Annotated in this window: 10 protein-coding genes; 3 read left to right on the top strand and 7 right to left on the bottom strand. The window is 59.7% G+C overall.

What is annotated here, in order from left to right; all coding sequences use genetic code 11:
- Nucleotides 1-42 precede the first annotated feature (42 nt).
- The 3 genes from BBBR_RS06985 to BBBR_RS06975 are packed head-to-tail and all read right to left on the bottom strand — an operon-like array spanning nucleotide 43 to nucleotide 3,615.
- Nucleotides 43-1,083 (bottom strand): LacI family DNA-binding transcriptional regulator, encoded by a 1,041-nt coding sequence (locus tag BBBR_RS06985; RefSeq protein ID WP_047928274.1) that lies wholly within the window; start codon nucleotides 1,081-1,083, stop codon nucleotides 43-45.
- Nucleotides 1,084-1,126: 43 nt separating this feature from the next.
- The gene (serU, locus tag BBBR_RS06980) at nucleotides 1,127-2,560 is read right to left on the bottom strand and encodes a serpin-like protein SerU (protein WP_003830341.1); all 1,434 of its coding nucleotides are present in this window, start codon (nucleotides 2,558-2,560) and stop codon (nucleotides 1,127-1,129) included.
- Nucleotides 2,561-2,598: 38 nt separating this feature from the next.
- Entirely contained in the window at nucleotides 2,599-3,615 is a 1,017-nt protein-coding gene (locus BBBR_RS06975; protein ID WP_003830342.1) for a hypothetical protein, read from the bottom strand.
- A gap of 146 nt (nucleotides 3,616-3,761) precedes the next feature.
- Between BBBR_RS06975 and BBBR_RS06970 the strand changes: the two genes are divergently transcribed.
- Together BBBR_RS06970 and serK are read left to right on the top strand one after the other, a co-directional pair.
- A complete protein-coding gene (locus tag BBBR_RS06970; protein ID WP_003830343.1) occupies nucleotides 3,762-4,454 on the top strand; it encodes a response regulator transcription factor in 693 nt (230 codons plus the stop codon).
- A gap of 53 nt (nucleotides 4,455-4,507) precedes the next feature.
- Nucleotides 4,508-5,920 (top strand): serpin regulatory histidine kinase SerK, encoded by a 1,413-nt coding sequence (serK, locus tag BBBR_RS06965; RefSeq protein WP_032738318.1) that lies wholly within the window; start codon nucleotides 4,508-4,510, stop codon nucleotides 5,918-5,920.
- Between the two features lie 9 nt (nucleotides 5,921-5,929).
- On the opposite strand, the gene BBBR_RS06960 is transcribed toward serK, so the two are convergent.
- The 3 genes from BBBR_RS06960 to thiD all read right to left on the bottom strand — a co-directional run bounded on the left by BBBR_RS06960 (nucleotide 5,930) and on the right by thiD (nucleotide 9,084).
- Complete coding sequence (locus tag BBBR_RS06960) at nucleotides 5,930-7,309, bottom strand: MFS transporter (protein ID WP_003830345.1); 1,380 nt, start codon at nucleotides 7,307-7,309, stop codon at nucleotides 5,930-5,932.
- 524 nt (nucleotides 7,310-7,833) lie between these two features.
- Nucleotides 7,834-8,211 (bottom strand): thiamine-binding protein, encoded by a 378-nt coding sequence (locus tag BBBR_RS06955; protein WP_003830347.1) that lies wholly within the window; start codon nucleotides 8,209-8,211, stop codon nucleotides 7,834-7,836.
- Nucleotides 8,212-8,274: 63 nt separating this feature from the next.
- A complete protein-coding gene (thiD, locus tag BBBR_RS06950; protein ID WP_014483565.1) occupies nucleotides 8,275-9,084 on the bottom strand; it encodes a bifunctional hydroxymethylpyrimidine kinase/phosphomethylpyrimidine kinase in 810 nt (269 codons plus the stop codon).
- A gap of 126 nt (nucleotides 9,085-9,210) precedes the next feature.
- Here thiD and BBBR_RS06945 point away from each other — a divergent pair, with 126 nt between their 5' ends.
- A complete protein-coding gene (locus tag BBBR_RS06945; RefSeq protein ID WP_003830351.1) occupies nucleotides 9,211-10,416 on the top strand; it encodes an ATP-binding protein in 1,206 nt (401 codons plus the stop codon).
- Between the two features lie 37 nt (nucleotides 10,417-10,453).
- On the opposite strand, the gene thiC is transcribed toward BBBR_RS06945, so the two are convergent.
- Nucleotides 10,454-13,207, bottom strand: coding sequence for a phosphomethylpyrimidine synthase ThiC (thiC, locus tag BBBR_RS06940; protein WP_003830353.1), 2,754 nt, complete (start codon nucleotides 13,205-13,207; stop codon nucleotides 10,454-10,456).
- Nucleotides 13,208-13,341 lie beyond the last annotated feature (134 nt).

The raw sequence follows: 13,341 nt of genomic DNA, 5'->3' as shown, positions 1-13,341 counted from the left end.
TCCGTGCTGAACGGAGGCCTTGAGAAATCGCGTGGGCCTCGGTTACTTCACCGAGGCCTTTTCGATCAGCGTGCAGTGGATCTTCGCCGGAATCGGCGCGTCGATCGGCGGCAGGGGAGCGGTGGTCGCTGGCCGTGAGACGTCGTCCATCGAGCGTCCTTCGATAATTGACACCAGCTTGGCCACGGCCCAGTAGCCCATCTCGAAATGCGGCAGTTCCACAGTGGTGAGCATCGGTTCCAGCGTTTCGGCGAACACGCGATGGTTGTCCACGCCGATCACGGAGATGTCCTTGCCGACCGTGAGTCCTCGGCGTGCGGCGCATTCGTACACATACCAGGCGCGGGCATCGTTGAAGCAGAAGAATCCGTCCGGATGCTCGGCGTCGAACAAATCGTTGACTGCGGTCAGTGCCGGCCCGTTATTGAGCACATTGACGACCAGACGATCGTCATAGTCGAGGCAGGCGTCCCTGAGCGCCGCCTGATAGCCTTCCAAACGACCATCCTGCGCAATCATCGGTTCCGAGCAACCCACATAGGCGATACGTGCGCATCCGGCCTTAACCAATCTGGTGGTGGCGTCGTAGCCGATTTGGAACTCGTCCGGTTCCACGCTCGGGATTTTGCCAAGCGAGTCGGTGGCATCCACCAACACCAGTGGCGTCTTGGCCAGCGAAGAAGGCGCATGGGTGATGCGGTTCGACATCTTGGCGTACAGGAAACCGTCGGTGCCGTATCGCTTGAGTGCGGCGATTTCCTCGCTCTCGCTGTTCTCACCGTCGGTGCTCACGGTGATGAGCATATAGCCGAACTGGCTTGCGGCGGTCTGCGCGCCCAGAATCATACCGCCGGCGTACGGGGTGGTGGCCACCTCCTCACTGATGAAACCGAGGATGTGCGTCTTGCCTGTACGCAGCGAACTGGCCAGCGGATTCGACCGGTAGCCGAGCTTGGTGGCGATGGCGCGCACATTGTCCGCAATTTCGGACTTTACGCGCCCCTCGTCGCGTCCGTTGAGCACCAGCGACACCGTAGAGACGGAAACCCCCGCCTTGTTCGCGATTTCCTTCATCGTAGCCATGCGTCAAACGATACACCCTAATTGACGGACTGTCGGGAAAGTATCAGTGTTCTCCACCGACTCCGCCGAGGTTGCGCACCGCACCGATGAATAATGGTATGCCGTCCGGGGTGACGTACGAATACAGGAATGGGCGATCCACCGTGAACTCGATGTTGTCCACCGGCGCGCTAGTGAAGTCTGCGCCGGCTTTGGTGAAGGACATGGCCTTGGCGCCGGCCTCGTTCACCTCGATGCGCGTGCCTTGCAGAATCGAACCGATATACAGATTCTCGCCGTGCGAATCGGTGTCGACCATCTTGGTGAAGTCGGCGTCGCCTGCACTGAACGCATCGGTCACCCCCAGTTTTTCGAATGCCTTGATGGTGGCTTCCGAGTCGAACATGCTGTCGATGGTGAATCGCGGTAGCATGACGTTCACCGTGGCCGAGTTGACGGAGACGCCCCATCCGGGCAGACTGTCCGCGGCGCAACCCATTGCGTCCTCGCCAGGGGATGCCGACGAACACGTGCCGAACGCCCATCCGAGTTTCTGAGCATCGCCGGCCAGCTCGTCGAAATGCCCTTCGGCCGGCAGCACGATGGCCAGATTGCCGCCGTTGTCGAACGGAATCTCCACCCGCTGCCAAGTGTTGTACTCATCATGGCTGTAAGTCATTTGGCTGAAGGTCCGGTGCATCATCGGCACCTGAGCATCTCCGGCTTCGCCGTGGAAGGTGCCGTCGCCGGTGGACTGCTCTTCGAACGGATCCTTCCAGCGGCCATCCGCATAGACGGTGTTGATGATGGACAGGACTTCACGGTCACGCAGCGTGATCTTCGGCTTGAGCGAACCATTCGTATGTTTGGCAATCCAATCGGACATCTTGGCGGCGGCCTGATCGTCGAACGGTAGCGTGGTGACTTCGGCCTCGAACATTTTCTTGACGGTGGATTGGTAATCGCTGGCAGGGGAGTAGTCGTTATCGATCCACAGCGAGTTCGCGGCGCTCATCTCGGATTTCGCCCCCGAATATTGCCCGTTGATCGAACTCAGCAGCGATTGGTAGTCGCTGTCGGCCAGCGAACCGGAGCCCAGCAGCTCATTCAGTTGCGAGCGGGTCGTGCCATTGGCGCCCTGCGCGGCGATGGCCAACGCCATCCACATCGAAGCAGGGGAGTAGTTCACATTGCCGGTGTCTCGGTCGCCGGTTTCCATCGCCAGGAATTCCGGTGCGGTGCGGTAGGCGAAGGCTGCGGTGCTGTCGACTACCGGCTGCGTGGCAGGCGTGGCCTTCGGCTTGAACATATTGCGAACCAGTACGCTGCCATCGCCGGCCGTCCACCATACGCCGCCGGCGACGGCAAGGACAAGCACTACTGTCACGATGGCGGCGATACAAGCGTTACGGCGTTTGCGTTGTTTGCGCAACCGGTACTGTTCCATCAGTTTCTCGCTCATGGTCAGCCCCTTTGCTTGGATCGGCTCGTGCATCATTGCACGAAGCCCCTGATTCCAGTATATTTTGGTCTCTCTTATTTTGTGCGACGAGCCACAATCCACCGCACGGCCCACACCACGCCGAATCCGAGGAAGCTCGCCACGGCGAACACGATGACGAAATGCAAGACCTGATCCATCGAGCCCCAGGAGAGGTATCGGTCGCCGATCAGCGTGCAGGTACTTCCTATCGGGCACGTGTCTTCATACACCGTGATGAGCGCCATGAGCATCGGCGCAGGTACCAGTGTGCACGCCAACGGGAACAGCAGGCTTTTCCACGGATACGTCAGTGAGGCCGGGCGTAGCGCGTAGATGCCGTTGATGACCAGCAAGGCGGGCGGAATCACAAAATTGATTAGCAACGCGGCGGCCATCGCAGCCATGCCGCCCCGTAAGGTCAGCGCCAATAGCAAGCCGTACATGATTGCCGTCGCCAGCCAGCAGCCGAAGCGAATCGCATCCTGACGAATCCATGTGAGCAGTCGTCCGCTCGCCGTCTGCGGATTCGGATCCACAAACAATTCGCGCAGACCGTAGCGTCCGATTGCATAGCAGATGAACGCAACGGCCGTATAACAGATCAACAGCATGGCCGAGCCGATCAACGAATGAACCAATAGCTGATGGCCGCTTTCAGCGTGCATTAGCTTCCACCACTGAGCCCAGGAACGGTATGGGAACCCCGGCCGTAAGCGAAGATTGGTACAGCCGAATGCCAGCGGTCCGATGATTGCGCTCGCCAATGGGAAAGACAGACTGCCGGATCGTATCGAACCGAGTATCAGGTTGGTGATTCCCAACACCAATGGCCAGTGCAGAACCATACCGGGGAACCATACGAACAGGTTTTTGGCAGCCCTGTCAAGGACCTCGTCGGGCATGAGATACATTGATGAGCTCCACTGCAGCAGCAACAACACCGCTATCAGTACAACCATGCCAATCCAATGCGCGCGGTTCCACGCGAATATTCGTTGCGTCCCGCGCTCGGCGGCGGCATTGCGCATATCGCTCCTGTTGAGCTTGCTGAGTGCTTGTGCACGGTTCATTGCCGTCCTCCTTTACCGCCTTGTCAAGGATTGATGATGATTCCATCGTAAATCGCGCAGGAAATGTGGAATGATAGTTGTCATAGTGACCATGACATGTCAGGACGGAGCAGTTCGGCGTCGGGCACACTGAAGGGGTGAATGTAATGGGAGAAGCGCGCAACCGCAACATACGCATCGGCATTGTGGACAATGACCCGTATGCGCTGAAAGTGTTCGGCGCGCTAATCGAGCGCATGTCCAGCGATTTTGCCGTGATATGGACCTGCGATTTGGGTGCCGTGGCCATCAGCCGATGCCTGAGCCCCACCAAGCGGCCTGACGTGCTGGTTACGGATATGTCTATGGGCGACGTGCCCGGTACCGAAGTCTGTCGTGCGATTCGTACCAAAACACCCGAGGTTGGGCTGGTGGGTGTCACCTCATACGCGCTCGCGTCATTTCACGACGAGGCGGCTCGCTGCGGGGCGCAGGCCTTAGTTGGTAAAACCGATTTGAACGGCATTGCGCTCGCTATTCGCAATGCAGCCCAAGGATTGTCGACCAATGAGCTGGTACTGGGAGATGAGGGGAGCGGTAATTCGCTGTCCTTCATGGATGCCGCAACCGCCTACGCGGTGCTCGAAGATACGTCATACGCGCACCGTGGCGCGCTTTCCGGCAAAGAACGCGACACCCTGCGTATGTATGCGGATGGGTCGACCACCAAGGAAATCGCCGAGCGATTGGGCATCAGCGTGGCCACTGTGGCGACTTTTGAACGCCGCGCACTCGCCAAACTCGGCGCTCGCAGTCGCGCTCATGCCATATCAATCTGCGTGAAACGGCATGAGATTTAAGAGTTGGCATGGGCGGTATGTGCAACGGCATGGATGGTAGGAAAGGAACTGCTATGAAAGCGTTACGACACCGATTGGCCGAGCTGGATAGCGGTGTTCGCAATGCATGGCTGTTGATTGCCATACTGGTTGTTGCCTTGATATGCACGATGGAAACCATGGCGGGCTTGGCTGCTGACAGTGTCTCGGCGGCGGACTGTCTTGAGGAGTTCATATTCGTTGCCATTGTGGGGCGGATGGCGTTTCGTCCGGTCACCGGATGCGTGGCGGTAGCGGTGGCTTGGATAGTGTTGTGCATGAGTCCGATCTGGATGCCGTCGGGTGCAATGCTCGCCGTGTTATTGGCGGTGGGTATTGCCGGATACGCCGATAAGCGATTGGCGCTGGCGGTTGCCGGCATTGCCGTTGTGGTGTGGATGTTGTCGCGTGGTGGCGTGGCCATTCCTTGGCTTGATGGCGGCTCAGACACGATGAGCGGTTCTGCGGATGGCGCGGCGAGTAGTAGTGCCCTAGACGGTAGTGTTGCTGATGGTGGCGCTGCTGATGGTGGCTCTTCATCCAGTGGGTCTGACAGCGCAGGGCAGTCGGGAAGCGACTTCACCGGAAGCGCCTATGAATCGAGCGGTTCTTCTGCCGAGCATCGCACTGGGCAAGTGATTCTTGGTGCGATTGCCCTCTATGGTGTGATGCCAGTGGCCGTGTTGTTTATTGGCTTCATGCTTGGTGGCATGGCGGCGCGATGGAATCATGAACGCAGCTTGGCTCGAGCGGAGTTGGCTCACCGCCGTCAGCAGGAACGCACAGCTCAGGACATTCACGATTACGTATCCAATGATTTGGCATACCTGATTTTGCGATTCGACAAGGATATTGCCGATGGCAAGACCCCTTCTGAAGAAGAATTACGCGAACTGCGTAGCGTGGCTATGGGCGCATTGGATCGCACGCATCAGGTCATTGATGTTATTGAAGGCAGGGGAGAAGCGGCGCACAGTGCAGTGACTCCGCATGATTCGACCGTTGATGCCGTTTCTGGCATTGCATGTGGCATCACAGACGCTGATTGCCCGCTAGCCGAGCAAATTCGTGATGTTGCGAGCAATGGTGACCGCCGATTATCAGAGCTTGGCTTTGAAGGTCAGACGATTATTTCCGGTGCTCATGGCGCAGCCGGTCGGAGTGGCCTGATCGCCGGGCTGCTGGAGGAACTGTACGGCAACATCGCCAAACATGCCGACCCGGAAGCGGGCTATGTAATGACGATTGGCATCGGACTGGACACCGTCCGCATCGCCTGCATCGACACGGCCCGCACGTCATCGGATTCGGATGCGGATGGCAGTGCGGACCTATCCACCGGTACCGGTCTCAACCGTTACCGACAATTACTAGAACAACAAAACGGCGCCCTGCATATCACCACGCAAGACGCCGAATGGACATTATCAGCAGTTATTCCACTGTGAGGAAACCGATCACCCAACCGACTTCTGCGCAGTCTCCGCGCCAAAGAAGCCGACAATCAGCATCGATGCAATAGCAATTGCGCTGATGGCCACAAAGATGGACGTAGCACCAAGCGAGGTAAGCATCCAACCCACCACCATAGGCATCAATACATTGAGCAGCTTGGCCACGGCGTTCGCGAAGCCGACGCAACGGAAGCGAACCTTGGTGGCGAACAGTTCCGGAGCGTACACAGCCACCACGGAAGCCATAAGCACGTACAGGCACATCATGAGCAGGAAGCCAACGATAATTGCGCTCACGGTAGAGGTCTGGAAGGCATACATTAAACCGAACACGCCAGTGAACAGGAAGGCCGGCACAATCGTGCGCTTGCGGCCGATGCGGTCGATAAGCAGAGAGCCAATCAGGCAGCCGACCGGGGCACCGAGCATCATCGCCGTGGAGGTGAGCAGCGAGCTGGACAGGTTAATACCACGCTTGACCAGAATCGTCGGAACCCAAGAAGTGAAGGCGTAGGAGCACACGTTCGTGGCGGCCACAGCAACCACAGCTACAAGCAGGCAGATGCCGAGCGAACGGCCGCCGGCGTTGCGGGTGTCGCTGGTGTCGGCCTTGGCGGCTGCGTCGATCAGTTCGGAGCCGTTGGCCTCAAGCTGCTTGACGATGGCGTCGGCCTCATCGTAACGGCCGTGCACGGCGAGCCAACGCGGGGATTCGGGGATGTCGCGGCGCAGCCACCAGATGATGGCGGCCCCCAGACCGATGGCCACGAACAGCGGACGCCAGGACCAGCGGGGGATGATCCATGCACACAGCAGCATAGCGATCGGCACACCGCAGTTGGCCACGAGCGAGACAATCGCGCACCAGTGGCCACGGCGGTTCATCGGTGCGAACTCGTTGACCATGGCGAAGCCGGTGACGATTTCAGCGCCGAGGCCCAGGCCGGCACCCAGACGGCACAGGGACAGCACGGCCATGTTCGGGGCGAATGCGCCGAGGAAGGTGAAGCCGCCAAACAGCAGCAGGTTGATTTGGTAAGCCACGCGGCGGCCCTTCAGGTCACCGACGAAGCCGGCCAGCAGCGAACCGACCAGCAGACCCAGGAAGCCTGCGGACATAAAGGTGGAATTTTGCGCAACGGTGGACCAGTGTGTGGCCAACGCGCTGGAGGCAACGGCACTGCCAATATATACGTCGATGCTGTCCATCAGCATGCCAGCGGCGACCAGCGCCACGATGCGATGGAACATCGGGGTTTCATGTGCGCGATCCACGCGCGAGATAATATCCTGAACCTTGGCTTGATCCGTCACGGTGGTACGTGCTTGTGCGCTTTCCATAGCCGCGGGATTGCCGGAAATCTGCTGTTCAGCAGCAGTCATATTTGAGCCCTCTTCTTGCAAACCTGCCCGCGTGCAACTGCTCAATGATGTTGCGGCGAGCGAACTCTTGATTGGACTGCGTGTTCCGTTCGCCCTCCCATTGTGTGGGATGAACGACGTTTGCAGTCCAAGTCTTGAATTCCACGTAGCGAGCCAATCGTTGTGAGATAGCTCACTACATGGGGCTTAACTATAGGTTCGATCTTGTGGCACGCCGCGTTGCGGTCACATTGTGAACGATAACAGAGTTTGTAACGCTCCTATATATGCCCCACTTACGCTCTTACCCCGTTGAAAGAAGGCAGAACCGTGATTCCCATGGGGCGGTAAAACACTCATGGGGCGGTATTTGGCCCATGGGGCGGTTAGCGGATTTTGCCTTTCCGCAGAATAGAGCCGTTTTCGCCTACCGCCCCATGAGGGTTTTACCGCCCCATGAGATATTTACCGCCCTATGGGTGAGTTACCGCCCCATGAAACGTGTAATAACAAAGCATGCCCTTGCTGGTGGAAGCGATGCTTTGCTATTTCGCCTGCTTGTCGGCGAGGATCTCATCCACCAGCTTGGGCTTTTCGGTCAGCTGGCCGGTGAAGCCGGGACGGATATCCATGTGCAGCACCAGAGAAGTGCGGTAGCCCTGCTCGGCGAGCTTCTTGGCGGCCTCACCGGCCACCTTGAGCACGTCGTCCAGATTGCCTTCCACGTTGGTGAACAGGGCGTTGGTTTCCTGCGGCAGGGCGGATTCGCGAATCACTTCGACGGCCTGAGCCACGTATGGTGAAACCTCGGAGCCCACGCCATTGGCCGACACCTGGATGGCTGCCACGGTGTTGAGGTACGGTTTGCCGGTTTCCGGGTCGATCGGCACTTCCTGAGTAACGGCATTACGGTCAAGAACCATGATTCTCCTTTTTCAGTAGTGTTAAGCTCCCCTGGCAAGGGGAGCTTAACAACCACACTTATGTCAGCGATACTTCCAGAAATGATCCATCGGGCCGGAGCCGTGGCCGAGATTCAGCTGGGTCTTCAGCGCACCGGTCAGATACTTCTTCGCATGCTTGATGGCTTTGGGCAGCGTGTCGCCAAGCGCCAGATACGAGGCGATGGCGGAGCTCAGCGTGCATCCGGTGCCGTGCGTGTTCAGATTATTGATACGCGCGCCATCAAACCAGGTCACGGTTCCATCCGTCTCGGCAAGCACATCGTTGGCATCCTCGGTGCCATGACCACCCTTGACCAGCGCGGCACAGCCGTAACGCTCCACGATGCGGTGGGCGGCGGCCTCCATATCCTCCTGATCGCGAATCAGCGTATCGGTCAGTACTTCGGCCTCGGGAATGTTCGGAGTCACGACCGTAGCCATCGGGAACAGCTTGCCGGTCAAGGCCGCAATGGCATCGTCACTGATGAGCTTGGCACCGGAAGTGGCCACCATAACCGGGTCGAGCACGATGTTCGTGGCGTGATGGAAGGTGAGTCGTTCAGCAATGACGTCGATGATGTCAGTGGCAGACACCATGCCGATTTTCACCGCGACCGGCGGAATATCCTCAAACACCATGTTGATCTGGTCGGCGAGAATGTCCGGTTTGGTGTCCTGAATGGAACGCACGCCGGTGGTGTTCTGTGCGGTGAGCGCGGTGATGGCGCTCATGCCGAACACGCCGCAAGCCAGCATGGTCTTCAGATCGGCCTGCATGCCGGCACCGCCGGACGAGTCGGAGCCGGAGATCGCGAGAACAGCGGGAAGTGTAGATGTTGCAATCTGTGCCATAGTGTTCATTCTAAGTGGGGCCCATGATGTTTTTCGGAGCGGTTTTCCTTGATGTTTTGCCGCTCCTGTGGTGAGATGGGAGGGTTTGCTGATTGCGATTGATTCATGAAATGTTCGGGAGGGGACATGGCTGATAACGATGTACTGCGCCGTGACGGCGTCTTGGTACGCATCACCGGTTTTGACGATGAACGCACCGCATATTTTGGCGTAATGCCTAATGGGCACACCACACAGCTCACATTTCCGCGTCAGGAGGTGTTCGATGTGGGCGACGTGTTGCTCGTCGGCACGGATTTCTATCGTAAAGTGCCGCATGATGTGTGGCCGTTGAAGCCCCGTGTGGGCATCGTGCGCCGTGCGCTCAACGAAGGCGTGGTCCTGGAGACTTCCGACGGCCTCGAACTGCTTGAAGGCGATTACCCGAATTCGATCATGCCCGGCAACACCGTGCAGTTCACCGACCTGTTCGGCATTGAACGAGTGCTGTGGCCCACGGCCATCCGTCCAGGCGAATCCGATCACGATGACGACATCAAGCAGTACCGCATCACGCCGGGCAGCGATCCGTCGCTTACCTTCGATTCGTTCGGCGGTTATGAGCAGGTGATCACGCGCGCCAAGGAGCTTATCGAAACGCAGCTGGGCAACAGTGCGCAGATGCGTGCGATCGGTGCCAAGCCGATCAAGGGCGTGATCTTCACCGGTGCTCCGGGCACCGGCAAAACGCATCTGGCCCGCATCATCGCCAATGTGGCGGACGCGCAGTTCTATCTGGTGTCCGGCCCGACCATCGTGAGCAAGTATGTGGGCGATAGTGAGGAAACGCTGCGCATGATTTTCGCCGCCGCGCAGGCGGACAAGCGCGCCATCATCTTCTTTGATGAGATTGATTCGATCGCGTCCTCGCGTGAGAACGACACTAATGGTGTCGGCAAGCGTCTGGTGGCACAGTTGCTGACGTTGATGGATGGTTTCGAGTCCAAGGGCAATGTGGTGGTGGTCGCCGCGACGAACCGTATTGAGGATGTGGATCCCGCTCTGCTGCGTCCGGGGCGTTTCGATTGGCAGATTCCCTTCCCGATGCCGTCCGAGCGCGACCGTTTGGGCATTCTGCAGGTGCAGGCCCACTCGCTGTCCATCGAGGGCGAACTGCCATTGGAAGACATCGCGCGGCGTACTGAAGGCTGGAGTGGCGCCGAAGTGTGCGCCATCTGGACCGAGGCCGCTCTGGTGGCCGCCAAGGACCGCCGCGGCGCGATCCGTGCTGCCGACCTCGTCACCGCCTTCGAGCGAGTCGAGCGTCGTCCCGAGCTCAGGCATCATAAATAATTGCTGGCTCCCCTCTCTGAGGGGAGCCAGAGAAAAATTACTCCTGGGCGGTGGAGTAGAGCTTGCCGCCTTGGGCGGTGTACTTTTCGCTCATCGCATCCATGCCGGCGAGGATTTCTTCGGGGCTGAGCACGTTGGCAGACACCACGTCATTATCGACATTGGCCTTGGCCTTAGCCAGTGCCTCGGAGTCGACGCCAGCAGCAGCCTCCTTCACGATTTGCTGCTGAGCGGCCTCGCCACCGAATGCCTTGCGGATGTTCTGGGAGATGGCCATCGAGCAGAACTTCGGGCCGCACATCGAGCAGAAGTGCGCCATCTTGGCCGGCTCGGCGGGCAGGGTGTCATCGTGGAAGGCGATGGCGGTGTCCGGATCGTAGGACAGATTGAACTGGTCGAGCCAACGGAACTCGAAGCGAGCCTTGGAAATCGCATTGTCACGATCCATCGCGTGCGGGTGGTGCTTGGCGATGTCTGCGGCGTGGCAGGCGATCTTGTAGGCGATCACGCCCTGCTTCACATCATCCTTGTTCGGCAGGCCGAGGTGTTCCTTCGGGGTCACGTAGCACAGCATAGCGGTGCCGTAACGACCGATCTCGGTGGCGCCGATGGCGGAGGTGATGTGGTCGTAACCCGGAGCGGTATCGGTGGTCAGCGGTCCGAGGGTGTAGAACGGGGCGCCCTTGCACACGGCCTTCTCCAGCTCGATGTTCATACGCACGGTGTCGAACGGCACGTGGCCCGGGCCCTCGATCATCACCTGCACGTCCTTGGCCCAGGCGCGCTCGGTCAGCTCGCCCAGAGTCATGAGCTCGGAAAGCTGCGCGGCGTCGTTCGCGTCGGCCAGGGAGCCGGGGCGCAGGCCATCGCCCAGAGAGAACGCCACGTCGTACTTGGCGAAGATGTCGCACAGCTCGTCGAAGTGCGTGTACAGGAAGCTCTCCTGGTGGTGGCGCAGGCACCAGTCGGCCATGATGGAGCCACCGCGGGAGACGATGCCGGTCACGCGGTTGGCGGTCAGCGGCACGTAACGCAGCAGCACACCGGCGTGGATGGTCATGTAATCCACACCCTGCTCGCACTGTTCGATCACGGTGTCGCGGAACAGCTCCCAGCTCAGCTTGGAGGCATCATCCTCGACCTTTTCGAGGGCCTGGTACATCGGCACGGTGCCGATCGGCACGGGGGAGTTGCGCAGAATCCACTCACGGGTGGTGTGGATGTCGTTACCGGTGGACAGGTCCATCACGGTATCGGCGCCCCACTTGGTGGCCCACGTCAGCTTCTCCACTTCCTCGTCGATGGAGGAGGTGACGGCCGAGTTGCCCATGTTGGCGTTGAGCTTGGTCAGGAAGGCGGATCCGATAATCATCGGCTCGGCCTCGGGGTGGTTGATGTTGCAGGGCATCACCGCGCGGCCGGCGGCCAGCTCGGAGCGCACGAGCTCCACATCGCAGTTCTCGCGGGTGGCCACGTACTGCATCTCCGGGGTGATGATGCCGTGGCGGGCGTACCACATCTGGGTGATCGGGTGGTCCTTGGCGCGCATCGGCTCATGCTTGCGTCCACGCCATTCCTTGGTGGCGCGGCCGCGCTTGATGGCGCGCTTACCATCATCCTCAAGGTTGCGGCGGCGGCCCTCGTAGTCTTCGATGTCGCCGCGGTCGCGGATCCAGTCGAGACGCAGGGGCTTCAAACCTTCCTTCGGGTCGCACTTGGGGCCTTCGGTGTTGTAGTCGTGGAACGGCGGGTTCGGGCCCACGCCGGGCGTGTCGCTCAGCTTGATTTCGGTGTACGGCACTTCCAGGTCGTAGGAACCATACTGATAGGTGAACGGTACGGACTTGGTCTTGCGGATGTGCGCCTTGTCGCGCTGCTTGGAACCACGGGCGGCGATGTCCACGCGCTGCTGCTTGGCGAGCTTCTGGGCATCCTTGGCGTCCTTGGCGTTGGTGAACTTCTTCTCAGTGGCCTCGGAGCCAGGCTTTGCGGCCCCTTCCTGAGCAGCCTGAGTATCAGCAGCGGGGGTGTGGGCTACGACGCGCGGCGCGTAGCCGTGCTTCTTGTCGCCGCGGACGGCCTTCCAGCCTTCGACCATGGTGCGCGCGGCCTCTTCCGGGTTCTCGGCACCCGCGATGGCGGAGACCGCGAACCAGCCAGCGGCCTTGGTGCCGGCGAGCATGGCCATATCGGCTGCGGTCACGCCGCCGCCCACGACCACCGGGAACTCGCTGGCGACGCAGATGGTGTTGATCTGGGCGGCGTCCAGCGTCTTGCCGGAGCCGTCGTTGCCGCCCACGGAAGCCTCGGGCTTGGTGGTGGAGACGTGCAGAGGACCGGCACCAATGTAGTCAATGCAGCCGTCGGGCAGCTCGTTGATGAGCTGAACGAGGCTTTCGGTCTCAGCCGACAGACCCACGATGGCCTCGTCGCCGAGCAGGGCGCGGGCTTCGCGCGGCTCCATGTCGGTCTGGCCGATGTGCACGCCGTCCACCTTGATGCCCTTGCGGCGGGCCTGCCACACCACGTCGGCACGGTCGTCGATCACAAAGGCCACGGAATCGGACTTCTCATTGTCCTCGATGATCTGCGCGATGTCGCGGGCCATGTCGGTCAGCTCAGAGGCATCGGCCTCCTTGGCGCGCAGTTGGATGAAGGTTGCGCCGCCGTGCAGAGCCTGATCCACCACGTCGGTCAGCGGACGGCCTTTGCAGTCCTCCGGCCCCACCACGAAGTACGCGGACAGGTCGAAGCTGTCTCGCATGGAGGCGTATGGGTATTCATTACTCATTATTATTCCTACCTTTGTTGTTTCTTGTGGAAGTCTTATTGGAAAGGTGAATTGGGGTTGATGTGGTATCGAGTGTTTTCCTCCTGCTGGCGGGAGGTGCCACGAAGCGGCGGAGGATGGTAACTCCAGGAACC

This window comes from Bifidobacterium breve DSM 20213 = JCM 1192 (assembly GCF_001025175.1).
Lineage (GTDB): Bacteria > Actinomycetota > Actinomycetes > Actinomycetales > Bifidobacteriaceae > Bifidobacterium > Bifidobacterium breve.
The sequence above is the reverse complement of the archived record's forward strand: the minus strand, read 5'-3'. Positions and strand labels throughout refer to the sequence as shown.

Coding starts and splice junctions, on each gene's coding strand:
- BBBR_RS06985 (WP_047928274.1), bottom strand. CDS start 1,083: ATGGCTACGATGAAGGAAATCGCGAACAAGGCGGGGGTTTCCGTCTCT.
- serU (WP_003830341.1), bottom strand. CDS start 2,560: ATGATGCACGAGCCGATCCAAGCAAAGGGGCTGACCATGAGCGAGAAA.
- BBBR_RS06975 (WP_003830342.1), bottom strand. CDS start 3,615: ATGAACCGTGCACAAGCACTCAGCAAGCTCAACAGGAGCGATATGCGC.
- BBBR_RS06970 (WP_003830343.1), top strand. CDS start 3,762: ATGGGAGAAGCGCGCAACCGCAACATACGCATCGGCATTGTGGACAAT.
- serK (WP_032738318.1), top strand. CDS start 4,508: ATGAAAGCGTTACGACACCGATTGGCCGAGCTGGATAGCGGTGTTCGC.
- BBBR_RS06960 (WP_003830345.1), bottom strand. CDS start 7,309: ATGACTGCTGCTGAACAGCAGATTTCCGGCAATCCCGCGGCTATGGAA.
- BBBR_RS06955 (WP_003830347.1), bottom strand. CDS start 8,211: ATGGTTCTTGACCGTAATGCCGTTACTCAGGAAGTGCCGATCGACCCG.
- thiD (WP_014483565.1), bottom strand. CDS start 9,084: ATGGCACAGATTGCAACATCTACACTTCCCGCTGTTCTCGCGATCTCC.
- BBBR_RS06945 (WP_003830351.1), top strand. CDS start 9,211: ATGGCTGATAACGATGTACTGCGCCGTGACGGCGTCTTGGTACGCATC.
- thiC (WP_003830353.1), bottom strand. CDS start 13,207: ATGAGTAATGAATACCCATACGCCTCCATGCGAGACAGCTTCGACCTG.